Source organism: Leifsonia sp. 10N434 (assembly GCF_056394405.1).
Window position 1 is genome coordinate 150,526 of sequence record NZ_JBFTHV010000007.1, and the last position, 24,025, is coordinate 174,550.

The 24,025-nt window shown below is 66.7% G+C and carries 35 protein-coding genes; 3 read left to right on the top strand and 32 right to left on the bottom strand.

Annotated elements, in window-relative coordinates; genetic code table 11:
• Positions 1-10: 10 nt before the first annotated feature.
• Positions 11-508, bottom strand: coding sequence for a 30S ribosomal protein S9 (rpsI, locus tag AC1DB1_RS16990; RefSeq protein ID WP_271175685.1), 498 nt, complete (start codon positions 506-508; stop codon positions 11-13).
• Between the two features lie 47 nt (positions 509-555).
• Positions 556-1,002: a 50S ribosomal protein L13 gene (rplM, locus tag AC1DB1_RS16995; RefSeq protein WP_271175686.1), complete on the bottom strand. Its 447-nt coding sequence runs from the start codon at positions 1,000-1,002 to the stop codon at positions 556-558.
• Between the two features lie 243 nt (positions 1,003-1,245).
• Between rplM and AC1DB1_RS17000 the strand changes: the two genes are divergently transcribed.
• Both AC1DB1_RS17000 and AC1DB1_RS17005 read left to right on the top strand, forming a co-directional pair.
• Positions 1,246-2,511, top strand: a complete 1,266-nt coding sequence (locus tag AC1DB1_RS17000; protein ID WP_477201660.1) for a sensor histidine kinase — start codon at positions 1,246-1,248, stop codon at positions 2,509-2,511.
• Between the two features lie 50 nt (positions 2,512-2,561).
• Positions 2,562-3,221, top strand: coding sequence for a response regulator (locus tag AC1DB1_RS17005; protein ID WP_477201692.1), 660 nt, complete (start codon positions 2,562-2,564; stop codon positions 3,219-3,221).
• A gap of 178 nt (positions 3,222-3,399) precedes the next feature.
• On the opposite strand, the gene AC1DB1_RS17010 is transcribed toward AC1DB1_RS17005, so the two are convergent.
• Both AC1DB1_RS17010 and truA read right to left on the bottom strand, forming a co-directional pair.
• On the bottom strand, positions 3,400-4,842 hold the full coding sequence (locus AC1DB1_RS17010) for a DUF222 domain-containing protein (protein WP_477201661.1): 1,443 nt from the start codon (positions 4,840-4,842) through the stop codon (positions 3,400-3,402).
• 172 nt (positions 4,843-5,014) lie between these two features.
• Positions 5,015-5,902, bottom strand: a complete 888-nt coding sequence (truA, locus tag AC1DB1_RS17015) for a tRNA pseudouridine(38-40) synthase TruA (RefSeq protein WP_477201662.1) — start codon at positions 5,900-5,902, stop codon at positions 5,015-5,017.
• Positions 5,903-5,990: 88 nt separating this feature from the next.
• Between truA and AC1DB1_RS17020 the strand changes: the two genes are divergently transcribed.
• Positions 5,991-8,009 carry an acyltransferase family protein gene (locus AC1DB1_RS17020; protein ID WP_477201663.1) on the top strand — a complete coding sequence of 673 codons (2,019 nt, stop codon included), beginning with the start codon at positions 5,991-5,993 and terminating at the stop codon, positions 8,007-8,009.
• A 42-nt stretch (positions 8,010-8,051) separates the two neighbouring features.
• Here the strand turns inward: AC1DB1_RS17020 and AC1DB1_RS17025 are convergent, their stop codons facing one another.
• The 28 genes from AC1DB1_RS17025 to rplD form a co-directional block, all read right to left on the bottom strand.
• On the bottom strand, positions 8,052-9,104 hold the full coding sequence (locus AC1DB1_RS17025; RefSeq protein WP_477201664.1) for a GNAT family N-acetyltransferase: 1,053 nt from the start codon (positions 9,102-9,104) through the stop codon (positions 8,052-8,054).
• A gap of 87 nt (positions 9,105-9,191) precedes the next feature.
• The gene (gene rplQ / locus AC1DB1_RS17030; RefSeq protein ID WP_477201665.1) at positions 9,192-9,746 is read right to left on the bottom strand and encodes a 50S ribosomal protein L17; all 555 of its coding nucleotides are present in this window, start codon (positions 9,744-9,746) and stop codon (positions 9,192-9,194) included.
• 60 nt (positions 9,747-9,806) lie between these two features.
• Entirely contained in the window at positions 9,807-10,802 is a 996-nt protein-coding gene (locus AC1DB1_RS17035) for a DNA-directed RNA polymerase subunit alpha (protein ID WP_271175694.1), read from the bottom strand.
• Positions 10,803-10,934: 132 nt separating this feature from the next.
• Complete coding sequence (gene rpsK, locus AC1DB1_RS17040; RefSeq protein WP_055821293.1) at positions 10,935-11,333, bottom strand: 30S ribosomal protein S11; 399 nt, start codon at positions 11,331-11,333, stop codon at positions 10,935-10,937.
• Positions 11,334-11,374: 41 nt separating this feature from the next.
• Positions 11,375-11,749 (bottom strand): 30S ribosomal protein S13, encoded by a 375-nt coding sequence (gene rpsM / locus AC1DB1_RS17045; RefSeq protein ID WP_477201666.1) that lies wholly within the window; start codon positions 11,747-11,749, stop codon positions 11,375-11,377.
• A gap of 186 nt (positions 11,750-11,935) precedes the next feature.
• Positions 11,936-12,049 (bottom strand): 50S ribosomal protein L36, encoded by a 114-nt coding sequence (gene rpmJ, locus AC1DB1_RS17050; protein WP_021759549.1) that lies wholly within the window; start codon positions 12,047-12,049, stop codon positions 11,936-11,938.
• 77 nt (positions 12,050-12,126) lie between these two features.
• On the bottom strand, positions 12,127-12,348 hold the full coding sequence (gene infA / locus AC1DB1_RS17055; RefSeq protein WP_021759551.1) for a translation initiation factor IF-1: 222 nt from the start codon (positions 12,346-12,348) through the stop codon (positions 12,127-12,129).
• Between the two features lie 159 nt (positions 12,349-12,507).
• On the bottom strand, positions 12,508-13,338 hold the full coding sequence (gene map, locus AC1DB1_RS17060) for a type I methionyl aminopeptidase (protein ID WP_477201667.1): 831 nt from the start codon (positions 13,336-13,338) through the stop codon (positions 12,508-12,510).
• A 5-nt stretch (positions 13,339-13,343) separates the two neighbouring features.
• Complete coding sequence (locus AC1DB1_RS17065) at positions 13,344-13,952, bottom strand: adenylate kinase (protein ID WP_271175697.1); 609 nt, start codon at positions 13,950-13,952, stop codon at positions 13,344-13,346.
• Positions 13,949-15,271, bottom strand: a complete 1,323-nt coding sequence (secY, locus tag AC1DB1_RS17070; RefSeq protein WP_271175698.1) for a preprotein translocase subunit SecY — start codon at positions 15,269-15,271, stop codon at positions 13,949-13,951. Before secY ends, AC1DB1_RS17065 begins: the two co-directional genes overlap by 4 nt.
• Before the next feature lie 113 nt (positions 15,272-15,384).
• Positions 15,385-16,065: a 50S ribosomal protein L15 gene (gene rplO, locus AC1DB1_RS17075; protein ID WP_477201668.1), complete on the bottom strand. Its 681-nt coding sequence runs from the start codon at positions 16,063-16,065 to the stop codon at positions 15,385-15,387.
• Positions 16,065-16,250 carry a 50S ribosomal protein L30 gene (gene rpmD / locus AC1DB1_RS17080; RefSeq protein ID WP_271175700.1) on the bottom strand — a complete coding sequence of 62 codons (186 nt, stop codon included), beginning with the start codon at positions 16,248-16,250 and terminating at the stop codon, positions 16,065-16,067. Before rpmD ends, rplO begins: the two co-directional genes overlap by 1 nt.
• Positions 16,250-16,918 (bottom strand): 30S ribosomal protein S5, encoded by a 669-nt coding sequence (gene rpsE, locus AC1DB1_RS17085; RefSeq protein ID WP_271175768.1) that lies wholly within the window; start codon positions 16,916-16,918, stop codon positions 16,250-16,252. The genes rpmD and rpsE overlap by 1 nt, the downstream gene beginning before the upstream one ends.
• A 29-nt stretch (positions 16,919-16,947) precedes the next feature.
• Positions 16,948-17,319 (bottom strand): 50S ribosomal protein L18, encoded by a 372-nt coding sequence (gene rplR, locus AC1DB1_RS17090; RefSeq protein WP_271175701.1) that lies wholly within the window; start codon positions 17,317-17,319, stop codon positions 16,948-16,950.
• A gap of 2 nt (positions 17,320-17,321) precedes the next feature.
• Positions 17,322-17,858, bottom strand: coding sequence for a 50S ribosomal protein L6 (gene rplF / locus AC1DB1_RS17095; protein WP_271175702.1), 537 nt, complete (start codon positions 17,856-17,858; stop codon positions 17,322-17,324).
• A 6-nt stretch (positions 17,859-17,864) separates the two neighbouring features.
• Positions 17,865-18,263 carry a 30S ribosomal protein S8 gene (rpsH, locus tag AC1DB1_RS17100; RefSeq protein ID WP_271175703.1) on the bottom strand — a complete coding sequence of 133 codons (399 nt, stop codon included), beginning with the start codon at positions 18,261-18,263 and terminating at the stop codon, positions 17,865-17,867.
• 105 nt (positions 18,264-18,368) lie between these two features.
• Positions 18,369-18,953, bottom strand: a complete 585-nt coding sequence (rplE, locus tag AC1DB1_RS17105) for a 50S ribosomal protein L5 (RefSeq protein ID WP_271175704.1) — start codon at positions 18,951-18,953, stop codon at positions 18,369-18,371.
• A complete protein-coding gene (rplX, locus tag AC1DB1_RS17110) occupies positions 18,953-19,315 on the bottom strand; it encodes a 50S ribosomal protein L24 (protein ID WP_271175705.1) in 363 nt (120 codons plus the stop codon). Before rplX ends, rplE begins: the two co-directional genes overlap by 1 nt.
• A gap of 3 nt (positions 19,316-19,318) precedes the next feature.
• Positions 19,319-19,687 (bottom strand): 50S ribosomal protein L14, encoded by a 369-nt coding sequence (gene rplN, locus AC1DB1_RS17115; protein ID WP_271175706.1) that lies wholly within the window; start codon positions 19,685-19,687, stop codon positions 19,319-19,321.
• Positions 19,684-19,989, bottom strand: a complete 306-nt coding sequence (rpsQ, locus tag AC1DB1_RS17120) for a 30S ribosomal protein S17 (protein WP_271175707.1) — start codon at positions 19,987-19,989, stop codon at positions 19,684-19,686. Before rpsQ ends, rplN begins: the two co-directional genes overlap by 4 nt.
• Positions 19,989-20,315: a 50S ribosomal protein L29 gene (rpmC, locus tag AC1DB1_RS17125; protein ID WP_271175708.1), complete on the bottom strand. Its 327-nt coding sequence runs from the start codon at positions 20,313-20,315 to the stop codon at positions 19,989-19,991. The genes rpsQ and rpmC overlap by 1 nt, the downstream gene beginning before the upstream one ends.
• Positions 20,315-20,734: a 50S ribosomal protein L16 gene (rplP, locus tag AC1DB1_RS17130; protein WP_271175709.1), complete on the bottom strand. Its 420-nt coding sequence runs from the start codon at positions 20,732-20,734 to the stop codon at positions 20,315-20,317. Before rplP ends, rpmC begins: the two co-directional genes overlap by 1 nt.
• A gap of 2 nt (positions 20,735-20,736) precedes the next feature.
• A complete protein-coding gene (gene rpsC / locus AC1DB1_RS17135; protein ID WP_271175710.1) occupies positions 20,737-21,504 on the bottom strand; it encodes a 30S ribosomal protein S3 in 768 nt (255 codons plus the stop codon).
• On the bottom strand, positions 21,504-21,896 hold the full coding sequence (gene rplV, locus AC1DB1_RS17140; RefSeq protein ID WP_271175711.1) for a 50S ribosomal protein L22: 393 nt from the start codon (positions 21,894-21,896) through the stop codon (positions 21,504-21,506). The genes rpsC and rplV overlap by 1 nt, the downstream gene beginning before the upstream one ends.
• Before the next feature lie 24 nt (positions 21,897-21,920).
• Positions 21,921-22,202 carry a 30S ribosomal protein S19 gene (rpsS, locus tag AC1DB1_RS17145; RefSeq protein ID WP_157157198.1) on the bottom strand — a complete coding sequence of 94 codons (282 nt, stop codon included), beginning with the start codon at positions 22,200-22,202 and terminating at the stop codon, positions 21,921-21,923.
• 9 nt (positions 22,203-22,211) lie between these two features.
• Complete coding sequence (rplB, locus tag AC1DB1_RS17150) at positions 22,212-23,051, bottom strand: 50S ribosomal protein L2 (protein WP_271175712.1); 840 nt, start codon at positions 23,049-23,051, stop codon at positions 22,212-22,214.
• A gap of 25 nt (positions 23,052-23,076) precedes the next feature.
• On the bottom strand, positions 23,077-23,373 hold the full coding sequence (gene rplW, locus AC1DB1_RS17155) for a 50S ribosomal protein L23 (protein WP_271175713.1): 297 nt from the start codon (positions 23,371-23,373) through the stop codon (positions 23,077-23,079).
• Entirely contained in the window at positions 23,373-24,023 is a 651-nt protein-coding gene (gene rplD / locus AC1DB1_RS17160) for a 50S ribosomal protein L4 (protein ID WP_271175714.1), read from the bottom strand. The genes rplW and rplD overlap by 1 nt, the downstream gene beginning before the upstream one ends.
• Positions 24,024-24,025 lie beyond the last annotated feature (2 nt).

A 24,025-nucleotide genomic window follows, 5' to 3' on the forward strand; every position in this document is an offset into this window, starting at 1 on the left:
CTGGGGACGCTTAGCGCTTGGAGAACTGCGACGCCTTGCGGGCCTTCTTGAGACCGGCCTTCTTGCGCTCGATGACGCGCGCGTCACGAGTGAGGAAGCCCGCCTTCTTGAGCGTGGCACGGTTGTTCTCGCGGTCGATCTCGTTGAGGGCACGAGCGATCGCCAGGCGCAGCGCGCCGGCCTGGCCCGAGGGGCCGCCACCGGTGATGCGGGCGACCACGTCGTAGCCGCCGATGAGGTCGAGCACCTTGAACGGGTCGGTGATCAGCTGCTGGTGCAGCTTGTTCGGGAAGTAGTCGGCGAACTCACGGCCGTTGACCGTGATGGTGCCGGAGCCGGGGACCAGGCGCGCGCGGGCGATGGCCTGCTTGCGACGGCCGACGGCCGCGCCCGGAACGGTGAGGACGGGACGCGTGGCCGCGGGGGCCTCGCTCGCCGGGGTCTCGGTCGAGTAGGACTCGACGTTGTCGGCCTGAGCCGACTCGATGCTGTCTGCGATCTTCGCCACGATGGTGATAATCCTTTGTCTCTGAGTCTGAAGTGTCTGCTCGTCGCTTACTGAGCGACCTGGCCGAGGGTGTACGGCTTCGGCTGCTGGGCGGCGTGCGGGTGCTCGCTGCCCGTGTAGACCTTCAGCTTGCGGAGCTGAGCGCGGCCGATCGAGTTCTTGGGGAGCATGCCGCGGACGGCCTTCTCCACGGCGCGGATCGGGTTCTTCTCGAGGAGTTCCGCGTAGGTGACGGCCGAGAGACCACCCGGGTAACCCGAGTGACGGTAGGCCTTCTTCTGCGCCGCCTTGGCGCCGGTGAGGGCGACCTTGTCGGCGTTCACGATGATGACGTAGTCGCCGCTGTCCATGTGCGGGGCGAACGTCGCCTTGTGCTTTCCACGGAGGAGAGCGGCGGTGTGGCTGGCGAGACGGCCGAGCACGACATCAGTCGCGTCGATGACGACCCAGTCGCGCTGGATCTCGTCTGCCTTCGGGGTGTAAGTGCGCGTCACAGTAGTGGCTGCTTTCTGTATCGAACGGAGGTGTTCGTGAATCCCGCTCCATGACCGTTGTCGACTGGATCAGCCGGTAATCGATCCCTCGGAGGGCTCACGTTCGTGTGTCACGCCACCAGGGCGCGGACACCAAAGGTCAATACTAGCAGACCAGCCACCTGGAGGATTCCTCTGCGCCCTAGGGCTGAAACCCGCCGCAAACGGCAGCGCCGGCTCGCCCCGACCTCTAGCGTGATGGCCATGCACACGCTTCTGCTCCGCGGTCAGCGCTACCTCGAACCGGTCATCGCCATCATCTTCTTCGTGTTCTGGGCGCTCGCCGAGACCGGCACCCATCCGATCCTGCCAGGCCTCCTTCGCAGTGTGCTTCCGTGGTGGGCAGCGCTGCTCGGCGTCTCGATCGCCATCGCCGTGTGCCGCAACTGGCCCCTCGTCGCGATGGGCGTCTCCACCCTCGTCGTCGTCGGGCAACTCCTCTTCCCGTACTCCGCCGTGTTCACCCACACCGACTGGCCGATCTACCTCGGCTTCCTCATCGTCGTGCTCGGTGTCAGCGCCGCCGTCCGCGATCGCTGGCGACCCGTCTCCTTCGCCTTCGCCATCGGGATCGCCGTCTCCGTCGCCGGGCTGCTCGTCGGCTGGGGCCGGATGGACTGGTACGGACCCATCGCGGACACCTCGCGGGGCGCCACCTCCGACGTCGGCATGATCGTCGCCAACCGGATCACCATCTTCGCCATCGCGCTCATCCTGTCCATCGGCGCCTGGCTGCTCGGCTTCTTCGGTCGCGCGTGGCAGCAGAAGCTGCAGAACGACGCCCTCCTCGCTCAGACCACCGACGACCTGCGCGCAGCCGAGGTCGACCTGCTCGTCTCGCAGGAACGGGATCGGATCGCCCAGGACGTGCACGACATCATGGCCCACTCGCTCTCCGTCATCATCGCCCAGGCCGACGGCGCCCGCTTCGTCGCCCCCGCGCGTCCCGAGGCCGTCTCCGAGTCCCTCGAGAACATCGCAGCCTCCGCGCGGACCTCTCTCACCGAAGTGCGGATGCTCATCGAGACGCTCATCGCCGACCCCGTCGGGCACTCCGCTCCCCGGATCGCCGAACTCGACGAGCTCGTCGACCGCATGCGCACCGCCGGACTCGACGTCACCCTCGAACAGTTCGGCGATCCCGAGCCGCTCACCTCCACCCAGGAGCTCGCCGTCTATCGCATCGTGCAGGAGAGCCTCACCAACGCCCTCAAACATGCCGGACGCGAACCCGTCGCCCGTGTCGCCCTCGACTGGCGCGGCAACGGTCTCGCCATCACCGTCGCCTCGAACGGCGAACCCTCCTCCCGGAGCGAGCCGCTGACCACGAGCCGGGGGCTCTACGGGATGCGCGAGCGCGCTCGTCTCGCCGGCGGCTGGCTCACCTGCGGTCCCGTCGACGACACGCCTGGCGGGTACATCGTCACCGCCTTCATCCCGACCGATGCAGCCGTGGAGGCCGCCGCGTGAGCGCCATCCGCGTGGCCATCGCCGACGACCAGGTGCTGTTCTGCTCCGGCATGCGGATGCTCGTCGAATCCCAGCCCGACCTCGCCTTCGCCGGCGCCGCGCACACCGGCGACGAAGCCGTCGACCTCGCCGGGCGGGAGCGCCCCGACGTCATCCTCATGGACATCCGGATGCCCGGCATCGACGGAATCGAGGCCACCGCACGGATCGTCGCCGCCGCCGAGTCCCCCGAGACCGCACCCAAGGTCATCGTCCTCACCACCTTTCAGCGGGACGAGGCCGTCGCCCGTGCCATCCGCGCCGGCGCCCACGGGTTCGTCATGAAGGACACCACACCGGAGTTCGTGCTCGCCGCCATCCGGACCGTGCATGCCGGGCATTCGGTGATCGCTCCGAGAGACATCGCCGCACTGCTGGCGCCGCAGGGCGGCGGGAAGGATGCGAGGCCAGCCGACGGGCGGGGTGCGTGGGGACCGTCCGGCACCTATGGCGGCCTGCCCGCGGAGGACGTGCTCGAGCCGCTCTCCACGCGGGAGAAGGAGGTCTTCCTGCTCGCCGCCCGCGGACTCAGCAACGCCGATGCCGGGCAGGTCGCTTTCATCAGCGAAGCGACCGTCAAGAGCCACATGCGCAGCATTCTCGCCAAGCTCGGTCTCGCCTCCCGCGTGCAGCTCGTCGCCTTCGCCTACGAGAACGGCCTGATGCGCTGACTGGTGCACTGACTGGTGCACTGCCTGACGCGCTGCTGCTGTACTGCCTGACGCGCTGCTGCTGTACTGCCTGACGCGCTGCTGCTGCACTTGCTACTGCACTCGTGCTGCCGACGCCCAGCTGCCACTGTCGGCGCCCGCAGGCAGGGCACTCCAGCAGCCTTGACAGTGCCTCTCCTCAGGCCGCATCGGGCAGGCGGACACGACCACCTCTGCGGGGACGTCGATACGGATCGACGGCGTCGGGCGGGATGAAGTAGGGCACACTCTCGCGCACCTGGATCTGCCAGCCGTCGTCGTGGACGCGATGGTGGTGCGTGCTGCAGAGCAGGATCCCGTTGTCCAGGTCGGTGCGGCCTCCGTGGGCGCTCCACCATTCGAGGTGGTGCGCTTCGGTGTAGCTCGGCGGGTGCGGACAGCCCATCCACGCGCATCCGCCGTCGCGTTCGGCCAGGGCGAGCTTCTGCGCCGTGGAGAAGAGTCGACGCCCGCGACCGAGATCGAGAACCTCCGACGGACCGCCGAGAACAGCGGGGATCATCCGGGCATCCGCAGCCATCCGTCGGACGGTGCCGGCGCTGACCGGGGTGGCGATCCCGTCGATCTCGCCGAGACCGACGCCGGCCTGGAGGTCGGCGAGGGCGATCCGCACGATCACCGTGACCGGCGGCGTCGTGCCGACGGCATCCGGAGCCGTGCGAGCCGAGCATCCGGCGACGTGACGGAAGATGTCCGTCGCGGCATCCGATCGCAGTTGCGGCAGTGAGCGCGTTTCGGCGGGGGCGGCATACTCGTCGCCCCCTTCGGGCGCGGCGTACTCGTCGACCCCTTCCGGAGTCGCGGCGGAGTCACGGAATCGCACAGTGCGCAGTTCGTGACCGACGAAGGCGTCGATCGCCGTCACCACGTATGCCGCCGACTCGGGGTCGAGGTACCAGTCGACGTGCGTGAGGCCGTCGGAGGTGGTGGAGATGGTCAGGGATCGACGCTGGCGCTGCCGGCGTTCACGTGGGAGCACGCCGTCCTGGTCCAGCCGGTCGCGCACCTGACCGGCGACCGTGCGTAACTCAGGAATCGTCAGGGTGGGAGCATGTTCGACGAGCAGCCGCTCCCCGTGGAGCACGTCGTCGAGTGCGCAGGCAGGTGCGGCCTTCGTGAGTTCGCGCACGATCACGACCGCCTGATCGACCGTGAGCGGCGCAGAGTCGCTGAGCGGCGCAGAATCACCGAAAATCACAGGATCGCCGGCGAGCACCCCCTCGAACGCTGCAGCGAGCGCCGGAAATCGCGCGGGCAGCGTTTCACCGGTCAGACCGGTTCGCGATCGGATCGCCGCTCCGACCTCGCAGAATGCTCGCGCGGCGGGCACCGGCACGCCCCACCGTTCCGCCACGAGCGTCGCGGGTCGTGCGTGTCCAGCGCGCGAGACCGGATTGCTCGGCTCAGGCAACGCGGACCGCTCCACGATCTCGCCGACGACGCCGAGCTTGGCGGCGTCCAGCACGGCCTGCGCCTCCCCGAGTGCCGTGAGCGCACGCAGCAGCTCGTCGCACGACGACGCGGCGGGAGCCTTCAGCGAGGCGAGTGCCCCTCTCAGCGCCGTGGCCGGTGTCGTCGTCATGTCTCCATCACATCACGGACCACCGACATCGGAGGACGACAAATATGGCTTTGACCAGGGATTTTTCTGTGGATAACTTCTGGAAAGACTCACCTGTGGAGGACGCGCTCACATCTCCGCGAAAGCCGGCCCAGCCCGGCCCAGCCCGGCCCAGCCCGGCCCAGCCCCACCCCTACAGCGTCCGCAACGCCCGCGTCTGCTCCGCCCGGATGGCCAGCCCCACGTCATCCGGGTAGCCCACCTGCATCAGCGTCAGTCCGCGTGCGGGCATCACCTTGAACGCATTCGTGCGCGTCCGTCCGTCGCGCAGGGACACGAGCTCCTCCGCCGTCAGCTTGCCCTCGCCGACGCTCACGCACGCCCCCACCAGCGAGCGCACCATGCTGTGGCAGAACGCGTCGGCGCGCACGTCCGCCACGAGGACTCCGTCGGGGTCGCGCCGCCAGCCGAAGCTCTGCAGCGTGCGGATCGTCGTCGCCCCCGCACGCGGTTTGCAGTAGCTGGCGAAGTCGTGCAGTCCGAGGAGGCCGAGCGCGGCGGCGTCCATCTCCTCGACGCCGAGCTCGACCGGCAACCAGGTGGTGCGGTGGCGCTGAAGCGGATCGCGCACGGCGACGATGTCCGCCACGCGGTACTCGTACCGTCGCCAGATGGCCGAGAAGCGCGCATCGAAGCCATCGGGCGCCTGCGACGCCGCGGTCACGACGATGTCGGGGACCGGACCGAGGATGCCGTTGATCCGGCGCGCGAGGGTGGCGCCGGCATCCGTGACGGGCTGCTTGCCGCGCGGCCGGAGAAGACTCTTGACCTGCTCGTCGGTGAGGTCGAGGTGTGCCACCTGGCCGAGCGCGTGCACTCCGGCGTCCGTGCGACCGGCGACGACCAGCCCCGGAGCGGCGCCGTGCCGGCGGAAGATCGTCGCCAGCGCCGACTCGAGTTCGCCCTGCACGGTGCGCTGCCCGGGCTGGCGGGCCCAGCCGTTCAGGTCCGTGCCCTGATACGCGATGTCGAGCCGGAATCGGGTCGTCGACGGATCGTTCGCAGGCCCCAGGTCGTTCACAGGACAATTCTAGGGATGTCCCGCGGCGCCCCCTGAACTGTCAGCCGACGTTGTTATCGTGGATGCTTCGTCGCGAGACCCAACCGCTATGACTTCTCCCACAACACCAGTCCTCACCATCACGACCAGTCCCGCCATCGGCCTCCCCCCGGAGGCCGCTTCTGCGACCCCGGCATCCGCGACCCCGGCAGCCACCGCGCCGGCGCCAAGCACCCCGACCACACAGCAAGCACGCAGCCGCCGCTACGCAGGGCTCGACGGCCTCCGCGCCCTCGCCGTCACCGCCGTGCTGGTCTACCACCTGTTCCCCGGCGTGCTCCCTGGCGGCTTCATCGGCGTCGACGTGTTCTTCGTCATCAGCGGGTTCCTGATCACGAGCCTGCTGATGCGGGAACGCCGCGCGACCGGCCGCCTCGACCTCCGGCGGTTCTGGGTGCGCCGCGTGCGCCGCCTGCTTCCGGCGATCGTCGTGCTGGTCATCGTCTGCTCGAGCGCGGCGCTGGCGATCGGCGGCGACGTGCTCGTCGGTCTCGGGCGCCAGATCGTTGGCGCGGCGACGTTCAGCGCCAACTGGCTCTCGATCGCCGCCGACAGCAGCTACTTCAACCAGGATGCGCCGGAGCTCTTCCGCAATCTCTGGTCGCTCGCGGTCGAGGAGCAGTTCTATCTGGTGTGGCCCCTGGTCATCCTGGGTCTCGCGCTGGTGCGGCCCTGGTTGGCGCGGCTCACCATCGTGTCGACGGTTGCCGTGGCTTCGGCCGTCGGGATGCTCGTGCTCTACCCGGCCGACGGCGACCCGACCCGCGTGTACTTCGGCTCCGACACCCACAGCTTCGGTCTCGCGATCGGAGCAGCACTCGCGATCCTCGTGACCCGGATGCGGCCCATCGACCTCGACGCCGGCGAGAGCGCGATGCAGGCGTTCTCCCGTCGCTGGCTGCCCCCGCTCGGCATCCTCTCGCTCGCGGGACTCGGCGTCGCCGCGTGGGGGATGCACGACGACGCGGCGTTCACCTACCAGGGCGGCCTCGTGCTGGTCAGTGTGCTCACGGCGATTGCGATCTGGGCCGCGGTGACGCCCGGCGGTCGCCTCGGCGGACGGCTCGACGCCGGCCCGCTCCGCTTCGTCGGCGTGCGCTCCTACGGGCTGTACCTCTGGCATTGGCCGGTCTTCGTGCTGGTCTGCGCCCTGGTGCCCGACGAGCACGATCCGGTGATGGCGCTGATCGTCGGCTTCGGTTCTCTCGCGATCGGCACGGCCGCCGCGCTGCTCTCGTACCGCTACGTCGAGCAGCCGATCCGCCGCCACGGACTGCTCGGGACCCTCCAGGCCGCCCGCAACCGGATGCGCGCCTCGTCGCCGGCGCGGGCCCGCGGAATCGCGACACTCGTCGTCGCCGCGCTCCTCACGATCGCCACCGTCGTCGCCGTCGTCGTCGCGCCATCGGCGACCGGCGCGCAGCAGTTCATCGAGAAGGGGAGCGCCTCACTGCAGCAGCCTTCTCCGGGTGCGGGCGCGGCGACGCCTCCCGCCTCGAACCTGCGCATCCCGCCCGATCCTCATCCCGTGGCGACCGGGCCGGACATTTCGGCCTTCGGCGATTCGGTGATGCTGGCCTCGGCGCCCGCGCTGCAGGAGCGCTTCCCCGGCATCGCCATCGACGCGGTCGTGTCCCGCCAGATGAGCGCGGCTCCGGACCTGGTGCGCGCGGCACGGGAGGCCGGACGCCTCCGCCCGGTCGTGCTCGTCGGTCTGGGCACGAACGGCTCCATCTCCGCCGACACGCTGCAGCGCATCCAGGACGCGGCCGGACCCCGGCGGCAGGTCGTCTTCGTCAGCGTCCAAGCCCCGCGCTCCTGGACCGACGGCGTGAACGACACCCTCACGTCGTATGTCGACGCGCATCCGGGAGCGGCCGCCCTCGCGCCGTGGAAGGCGACGATCGCGCCGCACCTCGACCTGCTGGCCGACGACCAGATCCACCCGGGGATGAGCGGCGGCCGCCTCTACGCCGACGCTCTGCACTCTGCGCTGCAGAAGCTCGCCGAGTCGTCGACGGTGCGCGTCGCGAACCCCTGGGATCAGCAGGGACCCCGCCCGCAATAGCCGCCTGCCCGCACCAGCCGCATCGCCCGGATGCGCCTCCGCTCAGTAGACGCGTGTGAGTGCCGTCTCCGAGTTGGTCGGCACGAAGCCCATGCGCGTGTAGAGGCCGAGTGCCCCGGTGGGACTCTCGGAGTCGACGTCGAGCGTGACCCTCTCCCACCCCCTGGCAGCGCAGGCCGTCAGCACGCGCGACAGCAGCGCCGGGGCGATCCGGCGCCCGCGGTACGCGCGCGTCGTGCCGACCATGCCGAGATACGCGCCGGTGAACCCCTGGCTCGCCCAGTCGTCCTCGTTCACCTGGCAGAGCGCGAAGCCGACGACCTGTTCACCGCCCGGTGCCTCCGGATCGTCGGCGACGGCCAGGAACGAAACGCCGGCATCGAAGGTGCCGCCGAGCCAGGAATGCCACTGCTCCTCGCTCATGGGCTGACTCCCCCAGTGGTCGCGGAACGAGTCCGTGCGGGCCGCGTGCGCCGCAGCCGACCGCTCCTCGGTGAACGGCACGATGCGGATGCCTTCCGCCGGGTCGACGGCGTCGATGGGGGCGCTGAGGTCACGTTCGAGACCCGAGAAGTATCGCGCGATCTCGAAGCCGCCGCGCTGCAACAGGTGCTCGGTCTGCGGAGCGCGGGCATCCGCGTACGCCAAGATCCAGGCGGGGAGCCTCTTCGTCGAGGTCGCCAGAAGCTGCTCTGCGCGCGTGCGCTGCCAGGCCAGCAGTTCACGCCCGATGCCGCGCCCGCGGACGTCCGGATGCACGCCGCCTTCCAGGTAGGCGCGCACCAGCGTCTCCTGCAGGGGCGGCACAACGATCAGGGCGGCCGCCACCGCACGCCCGTCGGCCGTGAGCCCGAGCAGGGAGTCCGTCTCGAGTTGCACGAACGTGAAGGCGAACTCGTCTTCGAGCTCCTCGCGCGTCGTGAGATAGTTCGGGTGGTCGACCGCGTCCATCGCCTGGAGCAGTTCGAGCACGGCGTCCAGATCGTCCGGTGCGATCGGACGCCACTCTGCGATGAGCGGATGCGAGGGCCGGTGCAGCTCGGGGGCGGTCATCCGCTCGTTCACCGGTGGGAGGGACTGTGTGCTCTCGGCCATCTCCACAGCCTATTCACGCCGGCGCGCGGCTCCAACGACGAAGGCCCCGCATCCAGTGGATGCGGGGCCTTCGTGGACTGCTGAGCGTTACGCCTTCTCGGCCTCGGCCTCGGCGGTGGTCTCCTCCGACTCGGTGGCCTCGGCGTCAGCCGTGGTCTCCTCGACGACCTCGGCCTCTGCGGCGGCGGTCTCGGTCGAAGCCTCCTCGACGGGGGCCTCCTCGGCCGGAGCGGCCTTCGGAGCGGCGGTCTTGGACGACTTCGTCGACTTCACCTTCGGGGTGACCGGCTCGAGCACGAGCTCGATCTGAGCCATGGGGGCGTTGTCGCCCTTGCGGTAACCCAGCTTGGTGATGCGGGTGTAACCACCCTCGCGCTCGGCGACGAGCGGGGCGATCTCGGTGAACAGCTCGTGCACGACCGACTTGTCGTGGATGATGCTGAGCACACGACGGCGGGCGTGCAGGTCGCCGCGCTTGGCGAACGTGACGAGACGCTCGGCCAGCGGACGCAGGCGCTTCGCCTTGGTCTCCGTGGTCTTGATGCTCTTGTGGGTGAAGAGCGCAGCGGCCAGGTTGGCGAGCATCAGGCGCTCGTGCGCGGGACCGCCTCCGAGGCGGGGGCCCTTGGTGGGCTTAGGCATGATCGGTTATCTCCAGTGTTGAAAGTTGGTGTGTCAGTCGGAGTCGTCGGACGACGAAGCTCAGATGCTGGTCTCGTCTTCTTCGTACCCGCTGTAGAAGTGGGCGCCGTCGAAGCCGGGAACCGAGTCCTTGAGCGACAGACCCATCTCGGTCAGCTTGTCCTTGACCTCATCCACCGACTTCTGACCGAAGTTGCGGATGTTCATCAGCTGCGTCTCCGAGAGCGAGACGAGCTCGCTCACGGTGTTGATGCCCTCGCGCTTGAGGCAGTTGTACGAGCGCACCGAGAGGTCGAGGTCTTCGATCGGCATCGACAGCTCGGAGCTGAGAACGGCGTCGACCGGCGCGGGGCCGATCTCGATGCCCTCAGCGGCGGTGTTGAGCTCGCGGGCCAGGCCGAAGAGCTCGGTCAGCGTACGGCCGGCGGACGCGATGGCGTCGCGCGGGCTGATGGCCGGCTTGGTCTCGACGTCGACCACGAGGCGGTCGAAGTCGGTGCGCTCACCGGCACGGGTGGCCTCGACGCGGTAGGTGACCTTGAGGACGGGCGAGTAGATCGAGTCGATCGGGATCTGACCGGCCTCGCTGTACTCGTTGCGGTTCTGGGTCGCCGAGACGTAGCCGCGGCCGCGCTCGATGGTGAGCTCGACCTCGAACTTGGCCTTGTCGTTGAGCGTCGCGATGACGAGCTCCGGGTTGTGGATCTCGACACCGGCAGGAGCCGAGATGTCGGCGGCCGTGACCTGGCCGGCACCCGTCTTGCGCAGGTACGCGGTGATCGGCTCGTCGTGCTCGCTGGAGACGACGAGTCCCTTGATGTTCAGGATGATCTCGGTGACGTCTTCCTTCACACCGGGCACCGTGCTGAACTCGTGCAGCACACCGTCGATACGGATGCTCGTCACGGCAGCGCCGGGGATCGAGGAGAGGAGCGTGCGGCGAAGCGAGTTGCCGAGGGTGTAACCGAAGCCCGGCTCGAGGGGCTCGATCACGAACCGCGAGCGGAACTCGGAGATGTTCTCTTCGGCGAGCGTAGGACGCTGTGCAATGAGCACTGTTTAATTCCTTTCGGCTAAGTGTCCGCTATATGACACTTGCGTGATGTAGGTATTGAGTTATGTCGCGCGTGAGCGACGACGACCGGCACAGCCGACCGCCGTCGCTCGCGCGAAAGGAATACAGACTGCTTAGACGCGGCGACGCTTCGGCGGGCGGCAACCGTTGTGCGCCTGCGGGGTGACGTCGTTGATCGAACCGACCTCGAGGCCGGCGGCCTGCAGCGAGCGGATCGCCGTCTCGCGACCCGAGCCCGGGCCCTTGACGAAGACGTCGACCTTCTTCATGCCGTGCTCCTGCGCCTGACGCGCGGCCGACTCTGCGGCGAGCTGTGCGGCGAACGGGGTCGACTTGCGCGAACCCTTGAAGCCGACGCCACCCGAGGATGCCCAGCTGATGACCGCACCGGTGGTGTCGGTGATCGAGACGATGGTGTTGTTGAACGTCGACTTGATGTGGGCCTGGCCCACGGCGATGTTCTTCTTTTCTTTCTTGCGCGGCTTGCGAACGGCCGACTTGGGTGCTGCCATGATTTCTCCTGAATCCTAAAGGCGAGGCTGCTGGCTAAGGCCTAGCGAGCCTTCTTCTTGCCGGCCACGGTGCGCTTCGGTCCCTTGCGGGTACGAGCGTTGGTCTTGGTGCGCTGACCGCGGACCGGGAGGCCCTTGCGGTGGCGGATACCTTCGTAGCTGCCGATCTCGACCTTGCGGCGGATGTCGGCTGCCACCTCGCGGCGGAGGTCACCCTCGACCTTGAAGTTGCCTTCGATGTAGTCGCGGAGCGCGACGAGCTGGTCGTCGGTCAGATCTTTGACGCGGATGTTGCCGTCGATGCTGGTGTCGGCGAGGGTCTTCAGAGCCCGCGTGCGTCCGACGCCGTAGATGTACGTGAGTGCGACTTCCACGCGCTTTTCGCGCGGGATGTCGACGCCTGCTAGACGTGCCATTGTGGCTTTCTCCTGTGAGTGAGTGGAGGTCTGCAGCAACTCCGGTGCCCCGGCCTCCAACCGGGGGTGTCCCCCGCCGCGACAAGCGCTGCGGGATCTGGTGTTGCCTTCATTCGATATTCAGTTGTGCCGGCCGGCGGGACGGATCCCGCCGGCCGAAGCCGAACTGTGCCGGCCGGTCCTGCGTCAGCCCTGGCGCTGCTTGTGGCGCGGGTTCTCGCAGATGACCATGACCCGCCCGTTACGACGGATGACCTTGCACTTGTCGCAGATCTTCTTGACGGAAGGCTTGACCTTCATGTGTGTATACCTTTGTTCGCTGTCCTCGTACCTCGCCAGGGGCTACCCGGTGGCGTGGCCGTTACTTACAGCAGTCGTTACTTGTAGCGGTAGACGATCCGGCCGCGGGTCAGATCGTAGGGACTCAGCTCCACGATCACGCGGTCCTCCGGGAGGATACGGATGTAGTGCTGACGCATCTTGCCGGAGATGTGGGCAAGAACCTTGTGGCCGTTCGTCAGCTCAACGCGGAACATCGCGTTGGGCAGCGCTTCGACAACAGATCCTTCGATCTCGATGACACCGTCTTTTTTGGCCATAGCCTCACTGTCGCTAAAAGTATTGATTGCTGGTCGTGCGTTGATTGTGGTGAATGGCATGCAAAAAGCACGCCCAAGACACCAAGGATCAATCTTATGGGATTAACTGGCGTTTGGCTAATCCTTGTGTATGATCTGCGTTCGCCCTGCGCGAGCAGGTCACGCGAGGGGCGCCGGGACGATGCCGAACGGGGCGAGTCCTGCCGCTCCGCCGTCGGCGGCGGTGAGCACCCAGATGCCGTCTTTGTGCACCGCGACGCTGTGCTCCCAGTGCGCTGCGGCCGAGTGGTCCTCCGTGGCGACGGTCCAGCCGTCGTCCTTCACGTAGGTCTCGGCGTCGCCGAGCACCACCATCGGCTCGATCGCGACGACCAGACCGGGTTTGACCTCCGGGCCCTTCGCGCGCACGCGGTAGTTGAAGACCGGCGGCTCCTCGTGCATCCGGCGCCCGATGCCGTGCCCGATGTAGTCGGTCAGGATGCCGTACTCCCCCTGCGAAAGGATGTGCTCTTCGATCGCCTCGCCCACCTCGTTGAGGTAGGAGGCGGATGCGAGCCGGGCGATGCCGTGCCACAGCGATGCCTCGGTCACGTCGGAGAGACGCTGCCGCTCGGCGACGACCTCCGGGCGGGTCGGATCGGGCAGCACGAAGGTCCGCGCCGCGTCGCCGTTCCAGCCGTCGAGCACGGCGCCGCTGTCGATCGAGACGACGTCACCGGGCTGCAGGATGCGCGCACCGGGGATGCCGTGCACCACCTCGTCGTTCACCGACGCGCAGATCGTGTGGAGGTATCCGTGCTCGAGCTTGAAGTTCGGCGTGCCGCCAGCGGCGATGATGGCCTGCTCGGCCAGGGCGTCCAGCTCCAGCGTCGAGACACCCGCCGCGATGCCGTTCTGCACGGCGTCGAGCGAGGCCGCGGTCACCAGACCGGGCGCCACCATCAGCCGGAGCTGCGCGGGCGACTTGTAGATGGACCGCTTGAAGACCAACGGCCCTACGCCACCGACTCGTCGCGCTGGCCGACGGGCACGATGCCGCGCTCGGCCAGAGCCGCCTTGATGCGCTCGGCCACTTCGTCCATGTCGCCGAGGCCGTCGACCTCGACCAGGAGACCCCGGTCGCGGTAGACGTCGATCAGCGGCGAGGTCTCGCGCAGGTAGACCTGCTGGCGGTGCCGGATGGCGTCCTCCGAGTCGTCGGCGCGGCCCTGCTCCTGCGCTCGCTTCGTCAGGCGGGAGACGATCTCGTCCTGATCGGCGACCAGCTGGATGACGGCCTCGAGCTTCTGACCCTTGGAATCCAGCAGCTGATCGAGGAAGTGCACCTGCTCGAGCGTGCGCGGGTAGCCGTCGAGGAGGAAGCCGTTCCGGGCGTCGTCCTGGAGCAGCCGGTTGGTGACGAGCTCATTGGTGAGGCTGTCGGGCACGTAGTCGCCGGAGTCGACGATGGCCTTGACCTGCTTGCCGAGCGGCGTCTCGTTCTTGATGTTCTCGCGGAAGATGTCACCGGTGGAGATGTCGGGGATCCCGTAGGCGGAGGTGATGCGGGACGCCTGCGTCCCCTTGCCTGCTCCAGGAGGTCCGACGATCAGCATCCGGGTCATCGCAGCAGCCCTTCGTAATGCCGCTGCTGGAGTTGCGAGTCGATCTGCTTGACCGTCTCGAGTCCGACACCGACGATGATCAGGATCGATGTGCCTCCGAACATGAAGTTCTGACTGGCCCCGATCGCCGCGAAGGCGATCAGAGGTATCAGCGCGATCAACCCCAGATAGATCGCTCCGGGGAGCGTCACGCGGGTCAGCACGTAGTCGAGGTACTCGGCGGTCGGGCGTCCGGCACGGATGCCCGGGATGAAGCCGCCGTACTTCTTCATGTTGTCGGCGACCTCTTCAGGGTTGAAGGTGATCGCGACGTAGAAGTAGGTGAAGCCCACGATGAGCAGGAAGTACAGGAGCATGTAGAGCGGGTGATCGCCCTTGGTGAGGTAGTTGGTGATCCAGGTCACCCAGGGAGCAGGGGCCTTGCCCGCTGCGGGCTGGTTGAACTGCGCGATCAGCGCCGGCAGGTACAGCAGCGACGACGCGAAGATCACCGGCACGACACCGGCCATGTTGACCTTGATCGGGATGTACGTGTTGTTGCCGCCGTAGGTGCGCCGGCCGACCATCCGTTTGGCGTATTGCACAGGGATGCGCCGTTGCGATTGCTCGACGAACACGACGGCCGCCACGATCAGCAATCCGATGGCGATCACCACGATGAGTGTCTCGACGTTCTGCGACTGCGCGATGGCCCAGAGCGAGCTCGGGAACTGCGCGGCGATCGAGGTGAAGATGAGGAGCGACATGCCGTTGCCGATGCCGCGCTCGGTGACGAGCTCGCCCATCCACATGATGAGGCCGGTGCCGGCGGTCATGGTGATGACCATGAGCATGATGGCGTACCAGGAGTCGTCGGTGATGAGCTGCGTGCACTGCGAGACGGCGGTGGTGCCGAAGAGCGCGCCGCTGCGGGCGACGGTGATCAGCGTGGTGGACTGGAGCACACCGAGCGCGATCGTGAGGTAACGGGTGTACTGCGTGAGCTTGGCCTGACCGGCCTGACCCTCTTTGTAGAGGGTCTCGAAGCGCGGAATGACCACGCGCAGCAGCTGCACGATGATCGACGCGGTGATGTACGGCATGATGCCGAGCGCGAAGATCGAGAGTTTGAGGAGCGCGCCACCCGAGAACAGGTTGACGAGCGAGTAGAGACCGGACGTGTCCTGGTTCGCATTGAGGCAGGCCTGCACGTTGCCGAAGTCCACGAACGGAGCCGGGATGAACGACCCCAGCCGGAACAGGGCGATGATGCCCAGGGTGAAGGCGATCTTGCGGCGAAGATCTGGCGTGCGGAAGATCCGCGCGACGGCGCTAAACAAAGTGCGTCCTGCTTTCCTGTAAGGAGTCAGCCGGGTGACCAGATGATCTGGTCACCCGACTGCACTACTTTACGTAGGTCGCGCGGAACCGGCGGTTCCAGCGATCCCAGTGACTACTTGACGGAGCCACCCGCGGCGACGATCTTCTGCTCGGCGGAGCCGGAGACCTTGTCGACCGCAACGTTCAGCTTAACCGCAATGTCTCCATTGCCGAGAACCTTGACCTTCTCGTTCTTGCGAACGGCGCCCTTCGCGACGAGATCGGTGACGGTGACGTCACCACCCGACGGGTAGAGCTCGGCGAGCTTCTCCAGGTTCACGACCTGGTACTCGACGCGGAACGGGTTCTTGAAGCCGCGAAGCTTCGGAGCCCGCATGTGCATCGGCAGCTGGCCACCCTGGAAGCCGGGGCGGACGGAGTAGCGGGCCTTCGTACCCTTGGTACCACGGCCTGCCGTCTTACCCTTGGAACCCTCACCGCGTCCGACGCGGGTCCGGTCCTTCTTGGAACCGGCGGCGGGGCGCAGGTGGTGGACCTTGAGCACGTGCTCGCGGTTCTCCGTGGCCTCGGCCTTCTTGGCGGGAGCCTTCGCTGCGGGCTTCTCAGCCTTGGCAGCGGTGGTCTCGCTCGTCGAAGCGGCAGCGGCCTTCGCCGGAGCCTTCTTGGCCGGAGCCTTCTTCTCGGCGGCCGGCTTGTCGGCAGCGGCCTTCGCCGGAGCCTTCTTGGCCGGAGCCTTCTTCTCGGCGGCCGGCTTAGCAGCAGCCTTGGTGGTTGCCTCTTTTTCGTCAGCCATTAGTCAATCTCCTCGACCTTCACCAGGTGAGCGACGGTGTTGACGTACCCGCGGTTCTGCGAGTTGTCCTCACGGACGACGACGTCACCGATGCGCTTCAGTCCCAGACTGCGAAGGGTGTCGCGCTGGTACTGCTTCTCACTTACTTTGGACTTGATCTGCGTGATCTTCAGACGAGCAGCCATCAGGCACCTGCCTTCGCGGTCGCGGCGGCCTCGGCCAGCGCTGCCTCGGTACGAAGCAGGCGCGCCGGGGCGACCTGGTCGTAGTCGAGACCACGGCGAGCTGCGACGGCACGGGGCTCCTCGAGCTGCTGCAGCGCCTCGACGGTCGCGTGCACGATGTTGATCGTGTTGGACGAGCCGAGCGACTTGCTGAGCACGTCGTGGATACCGGCGCACTCGAGCACGGCGCGCACGGGGCCACCGGCGATAACACCGGTACCGGCGGCGGCGGGGCGCAGAAGCACCACACCGGCGGCTGCCTCACCCTGCACGGGGTGCGGGATGGTGTTGCCGACGCGCGGGACGCGGAAGAAGTTCTTCTTCGCCTCCTCGACACCCTTCGAGATCGCCAGCGGCACCTCACGGGCCTTGCCGTAGCCGACGCCGACCAGTCCGTTGCCGTCTCCGACGACCACCAGAGCGGTGAAGCTGAAGCGCCGACCACCCTTGACGACCTTGGAGACACGGTTGATGGTCACAACGCGCTCGAGGAACTGGCTCTTGTCCTGATCGCGGCTGCCGCGATCACGGTTGGGGTTGCGCTCACGGCCACCGCGGCGAGCCTCGCGAGGCTCGTTCTGCGTGCTGGTCGTGGATGCGGCGGTTTCCACCGGCGCCTCTGCGGCCACGGTCTGCTCCTTGTTGTTCTGTTCGTCGCTCACAGGTTCAATCCACCCTCTCGAGCTCCTTCGGCGACAGCGGCGACGCGACCTGCGTACTTGCTGCCTCCACGGTCGAATACGACGGCCTCGATGCCCGCGCTCTTCGCACGCTCGGCGACGAGCTCGCCGACCTTGCGTGCCTTGGCGGTCTTGTCGCCGTCGAAGCTGCGGAGGTCCGCCTCCATGGTCGACGCAGACGCGAGGGTGTGACCCTGAGCGTCGTCGACGACCTGCACGAAGACGTGACGGGCCGAGCGGTTGACGACCAGACGCGGACGGACCGCGGTGCCCTCGACCTTCTTGCGAAGGCGGGCGTGACGGCGGTCACGCGCTGCGGACTTGCTCTTTCCTCTGGTTCCAAGAGCCATGGTTACTTACCAGCCTTTCCGGCCTTGCGGCGGACAACCTCGCCGGCGTAGCGCACACCCTTGCCCTTGTAGGGCTCGGGCTTGCGGATCTTACGGATGTTGGCGGCGACCTCACCGACGGCCTGCTTGTCGATTCCGCTGACAGTGAGCTTGTTGTTGCCCTCCACAGCGAACGTGATGCCCGCGGGCGGCTCGACGTTGACCGGGTGCGAGAAGCCGAGAGCGAACTCGACGCCCGCGCCCTTCTGCGCCACGCGGTAACCGGTGCCGACGATCTCGAGGCCCTTCGAGTAGCCCTCGGTGACGCCGATGATCTGGTTGTTGATCAGGGTGCGGGTCAGGCCGTGGAGCGAACGCGACGAGCGCTCGTCGTCGGGACGGGTGACGAGCACCTTGCCCTCGTCCAGCTTGACCTCGATGGGGTTGGCGACGGTGAGCGAGAGCTCACCTTTCGGACCCTTGACGGTGACGACCTGGCCGTCGATCTTCACATCGACTCCCGCAGGGACGTCGATGGGCAGTCTTCCAATACGCGACATGTCGAACTACCACACGTAGGCGAGGACTTCCCCACCCACGCCCTTCTTCTCAGCCTGCCGGTCGGTCAGAAGACCGGAGGAGGTGGACAGGATGGCGACGCCGAGCCCGCCGAGCACCGTGGGGAGCTCCGTGGACTTCGCGTAGACGCGGAGTCCGGGCTTCGAGACGCGCTTGATACCGGCGATGGAACGCTCGCGGTTCGGTCCGAACTTGAGGCTCAGGGTCAGAGTCTGACCAACGCGTGCATCGGAGACCTCCCAGCCGGCGATGTAACCTTCGGCCTTGAGGATGTCGGCGATGTGCGCCTTGAGCTTCGAGTGCGGCATCGACACGGTGTCGTGGTGCGCCGAGTTCGCGTTGCGCAGTCTGGTCAGCATGTCTGCGACCGGATCTGTCATTGTCATTACAGTTGTTTCCTTTGTTCACCAGGTTTCGTCCAGCCGTTACACGACTGACGACCTGTGGTGGAAGCGGGCCGGCCGGTTCGGCCGGCCCGACAGGGGGTGGGACTAGGCCGCGTCGTTCGAACGGAACGGGAAGCCGAGCTGCTTGAGCAGCGCGCGGCCCTCGTCGTCGTTCTTCGCGGTGGTCACCACAGTGATGTCCATACCGCGAACACGGTCGATCTTGTCCTGGTCGATCTCGTGGAACATCGACTGCTCCGTGAGACCGAAGGTGTAGTTGCCGGTGCCGTCGAACTGCTTGTCCGAGAGGCCGCGGAAGTCGCGGATACGGGGCAGCGCGAGCGAGAGCAGCCGGTCGAGGAACTCCCACATCCGGTCGCCGCGCAGCGTGACGTGTGCGCCGATCGGCTGACCCTCGCGCAGCTTGAACTGCGCGATGGACTTGCGGGCCTTCGTGACCTGCGGCTTCTGGCCGGTGATCTTGGTGAGGTCGGTGACCGCACCGTCCATGATCTTGCCGTCGCGAGCTGCCTCGCCGACACCCATGTTGACGACGATCTTCACGAGACCCGGCACCTGGTGCGGGTTGGTGAAGCCGAGGTCCTTGGTCAGCTGAGCCGAGATCTCGTTCTTGTACTTCTGCTTGAGTCGCGGCTGGATTTTGCCAGCAGCGGTTGCAGTGTCGGTCATTACAGGTCCTTACCTGACTTCTTGGCGTAGCGAACGCGGACCGTCTTGGAGACGCCGTCCTTCGTCACGGTCTCGCTGCGGAAGCCGACGCGGGTCGGCTTCTTGGTCTCGGGGTCGACGAGCGCCACGTTCGAAACGTGGATCGGAGCCTCGTGGGTCTCGATGCCACCGGTCTTCGTGCCGCGCTGCGTCTGTCCGACGCGCACGTGCTTGGTGACGAAGTTGACACCCTCCACGATCACGCGGTTCTTCTCGACCTGCACCTCGATGACGCGACCCTGCTTGCCACGGTCTCCGCCGCGAGCCTGGCTCGCGCCCGAGATCACCTGGACGAGGTCACCCTTCTTGATGTTCTTCGCCATGACTTAGATAACCTCCGGTGCCAGCGAGATGATCTTCATGAACTTCTTGTCGCGGAGCTCGCGACCGACCGGCCCGAAGATACGGGTACCACGGGGGTCGCCGTCGTTCTTCAAGATCACTGCAGCGTTCTCATCGAACTTGATGTACGAGCCGTCGGCACGACGGGTCTGCTTGACCACCCGCACGATGACGGCCTTGACGACGTCGCCCTTCTTGACGTTGCCGCCGGGGATCGCGTCCTTGACCGTGGCGACGATCGTGTCACCCAGGCCCGCGTAACGGCGACCGGAACCACCCAGAACACGGATGGTGAGCAGCTCCTTGGCGCCCGTGTTGTCGGCGACCTTGAGTCGGGATTCCTGCTGAATCACTTGGCCTTCTCCAGAATCTCAACCAGGCGCCACCGCTTGGAGGCGCTCAGCGGACGGGTCTCGTTGATGAGAACGAGGTCGCCGATGCCGGCGGAGTTGTTCTCATCGTGCGCCTTCACCTTGGAGGTGCGGCGGATGACCTTGCCGTACAGGGGGTGCTTCACGCGGTCCTCGACCTCGACGACGATGGTCTTGTCCATCTTGTCGCTGGTCACGTAACCGCGGCGGGCCTTGCGGTAACCGCGCGCGAGGGCCTCGTCGGCCGCCGACTCCGCGGCCGCAGCCTTGGTGGTCTCAGCCATTACTTGGCCTCCTCAGTCTCAGTCTCGGCCGCCTCGGCAGCCGGAGCCGCCTTCTTGGCCTTGGTCTTCTTCTCAGCCTTCGGAGCGATGTCGGCGGGGGCCGGGGTGGCCCGGATGCCGAGCTCGCGCTCACGGATGACTGTGTAGATACGAGCGATGTCGCGCTTGACCGCACGCAGGCGGCCGTGGCTCTCGAGCTGGCCGGTGGCCGACTGGAAGCGCAGGTTGAACAGCTCTTCCTTGGACTTCTTCAGCTCGTCGACGAGTCGCTCGTCTTCGAAAGTGTCGAGCTCAGCGGATGCGAGCTCCTTGGATCCGATCGCCATTACGCGTCGCCCTCCTCGCGCTTGATGATGCGTGCCTTGAGGGGCAGCTTGTGGATTGCACGGGTCATGGCCTCACGAGCGAGTTCCTCGTTGACGCCGGAGACCTCGAAGAGGACTCGACCCGGCTTGACGTTGGCGACCCACCACTCGGGGGAACCCTTACCGGAACCCATGCGGGTCTCGGCCGGCTTCTTCGTGAGCGGACGGTCGGGGTAGATGTTGATCCACACCTTTCCACCACGCTTGATGTGACGCGTCATCGCGATACGAGCGGACTCGATCTGACGGTTGGTCACGTACGCGGGGGTCAGTGCCTGGATACCGAACTCACCGAAGGAGACCTTGGTGCCACCAGTGGCCTGGCCGGAACGGCCGGGGTGGTGCTGCTTGCGGTGCTTGACTCGACGTGGGATCAACATGGTTATGCCTCAACTCCTGCTGCGGCCGGCGCGGTCTCGGCCGGGGCGCTGTTGCGCCCGCCGCGACGCGGACGGTCGTTACGCTCGGGGCGGGTGGACTTGGTGTTCGCCTGCTCGCGAGCGAGTTCCTTGTTCGTGATGTCGCCCTTGTAGATCCACACCTTGACACCGATGCGACCGAAGGTCGTCTTGGCCTCGTAGAAGCCGTAGTCGATGTTCGCGCGGAGCGTGTGCAGCGGCACACGACCCTCGCGGTAGAACTCCGAGCGGCTCATCTCGGCGCCACCGAGGCGGCCCGAGACCTGGATGCGGACACCCTTGGCGCCGGCGCGCTGAGCACCCTGCAGGCCCTTGCGCATCGCGCGGCGGAAGGCCACACGTGCGGAGAGCTGCTCGGCGATGCCCTGAGCGACGAGCTGAGCGTCGGCCTCGGGGTTCTTCACCTCGAGGATGTTCAGCTGGATCTGCTTGCCGGTGAGCTTCTCGAGGTCGGAGCGGATGCGCTCGGCCTCGGCGCCACGACGACCGATCACGATGCCCGGACGGGCGGTGTGGATGTCGACGCGGACACGGTCACGGGTGCGCTCGATCTCGATGCGCGAGACACCCGCGCGGTCGAGCGACGTCTGCAGCAGACGACGGATCTTGACGTCCTCAGCGAGGTAGTCGCTGTAACGCTGACCCTTCTTGGTGCTGTCGGAGAACCAGCGCGACACGTGGTCGGTGGTGATTCCCAGACGGAAGCCGTATGGATTGACTTTCTGACCCATTACTTGCTCGCCTTCTTCGTAGCCTTGGCAGCATCCGCCTCGTCCGGCGTCGCGAGGACGACCGTGATGTGGCTGGTGCGCTTGTTGATGCGGAAGGCCCGACCCTGTGCGCGCGGCTGGAAACGCTTGAGGGTCGTGCCCTCATCGACGAATGCGCTGCTCACGTACAGGTCCTGCTCGTCCAGATAGGTGTTCGAGGCGTCGGCCTTGACTCGCGCGTTGGCGATCGCCGAGGCGACGAGCTTGTACACCGGCTCGCTCGCACCCTGCGGGGCGAACTTCAGGATGGCCAGGGCCTCCTGTGCCTGCTTGCCGCGAATCAGGTTGACGACGCGACGAGCCTTCTGGGGGGTCACGCGGATGTGACGCACGCGTGCGATCGACTCCACCATTTCTCTCCTCCTTACGTCACCGCGTTAGCGGCGACGACCCTTCTTGTCGTCCTTCACGTGTCCACGGAAGGTGCGGGTGGGGGCAAACTCGCCGAGCTTGTGCCCAACCATGGTCTCGGTGACGAACACCGGGATGTGCTTGCGACCGTCGTGCACCGCGATGGTGTGACCCAGCATGGCCGGGACGATCATCGAGCGGCGCGACCAGGTCTTGATCACGTTCTTGCTGTTGGCCTCGTTCGCCGTGACGACCTTGCGAAGCAGGTGGTCGTCGACGAAGGGGCCCTTTTTGAGACTGCGTGGCATCTTCTACTCCTACTTACGCTTCTTGCCGGCGGTACGGCGACGAACGATGAGCTTGTCGCTTTCCTTGTTGGGGTGGCGGGTGCGGCCTTCTTTCTGGCCCCACGGGCTGACCGGGTGGCGACCACCGGAGGTCTTGCCCTCACCACCACCGTGCGGGTGGTCGATCGGGTTCATGGCGACACCACGCACGGTCGGGCGGACGCCCTTCCAGCGCATGCGGCCGGCCTTGCCCCAGTTGATGTTCGACTGCTCGGCGTTGCCGACCTCGCCGATCGTGGCGCGGCAGCGGGCGTCGACGTTGCGGATCTCGCCCGACGGCAGACGGAGCTGCGCGTAGGGGCCGTCCTTGGCGACGAGACGCACCGAGGCACCGGCGGAGCGGGCCATCTTGGCGCCGCCGCCCGGCTTCAGCTCGATCGCGTGGATCACGGTACCGGTGGGGATGTTGCGCAGCGGCAGGTTGTTGCCCGGCTTGATGTCCGCGCCGGCACCCGACTCGACGATGTCGCCCTGCGCCAGCTTGTTCGGGGCCAGGATGTAGCGCTTGGTGCCGTCCACGTAGTGGAGCAGCGCGATGCGCGCCGTGCGGTTGGGGTCGTACTCGATGTGAGCGACCTTGGCGTTCACGCCGTCTTTGTCATTGCGACGGAAGTCGATGACGCGGTACTGGCGCTTGTGGCCACCACCGATGTGCCGGGTCGTGATGCGGCCCTGGTTGTTGCGGCCACCGGTCTTGGAGAGCGGGCGGAGCAGCGACTTCTCAGGCGTCGATCGGGTGATCTCGGCGAAATCGGCAACGCTCGAACCGCGACGACCGGGGGTCGTGGGCTTGTACTTACGAATAGCCATGTCTGTTTTCCTCTAGATCCCGGCCTTAGCCAACTGCCGTGAAGATGTCGATGGAACCGGACTTCAGCGTGACGATCGCACGCTTGGTGTCCTTGCGCTTTCCGGTACCGAACTTGGTACGACGGGTCTTGCCCTGACGGTTCAGGGTGTTGATCGAAGCGACCTCGACCTTGAAGATCTTCTCGATGGCGAGCTTGATCTCGGTCTTGTTCGAACGCGGGTCGACGAGGAAGGTGTACTTGCCCTCGTCGATGAGGCCGTAGCTCTTCTCAGAGACGACCGGAGCGATGATGACGTCGCGCGGGTCCTTGTTGACGGCCATTACGCGTTCACCTCTTCCTTCTTGGTCTTCGCAGCGATGAAGGCCTCGAGGGCGCCCTTGGTGAAGACGATGTCGTCGCTCACCAGAACGTCGTAGGCGTTCAGCTGGTCGTGGTGCAGCACGTGCACGGTGGGGATGTTGCGGACGCTCAGAGCGCTCACGGCGTCGTCGCGCTCGAGCACGATGAGAACGTGCTTCGAGGTGGCGACTCCGGAGAGGTACTCCACGACGGCCTTGGTCGACGGGGTCTCACCGAGGGCGAGCGACTCCACAGCGTGCAGACGGCTTCCGCGGGCGCGGTCGCTGAGTGCACCGAGCAGAGCAGCGGCGATCATCTTCTTGGGGGTGCGCTGCGCGTAGCTGCGGGGCACCGGTCCGTGGACGATGCCACCGCCGGTCATCTGAGGGGCGCGGATCGAGCCCTGACGAGCGCGACCGGTTCCCTTCTGCTTGAACGGCTTGCGGCCGGCGCCGGAGACCTCACCACGACGCTTGGTCTTGTGGGTGCCCTGGCGTGCAGCGGCGAGCTGTGCCACGACGACCTGGTGGATCAGCGGGATGTTGGTCTGGACGTCGAACAGGTCGGCGGGAAGCTCGACAGAGCCGGCCTTCTTGCCCTTGACATCGAGGACGTCAATTGAGGTAGCCATAC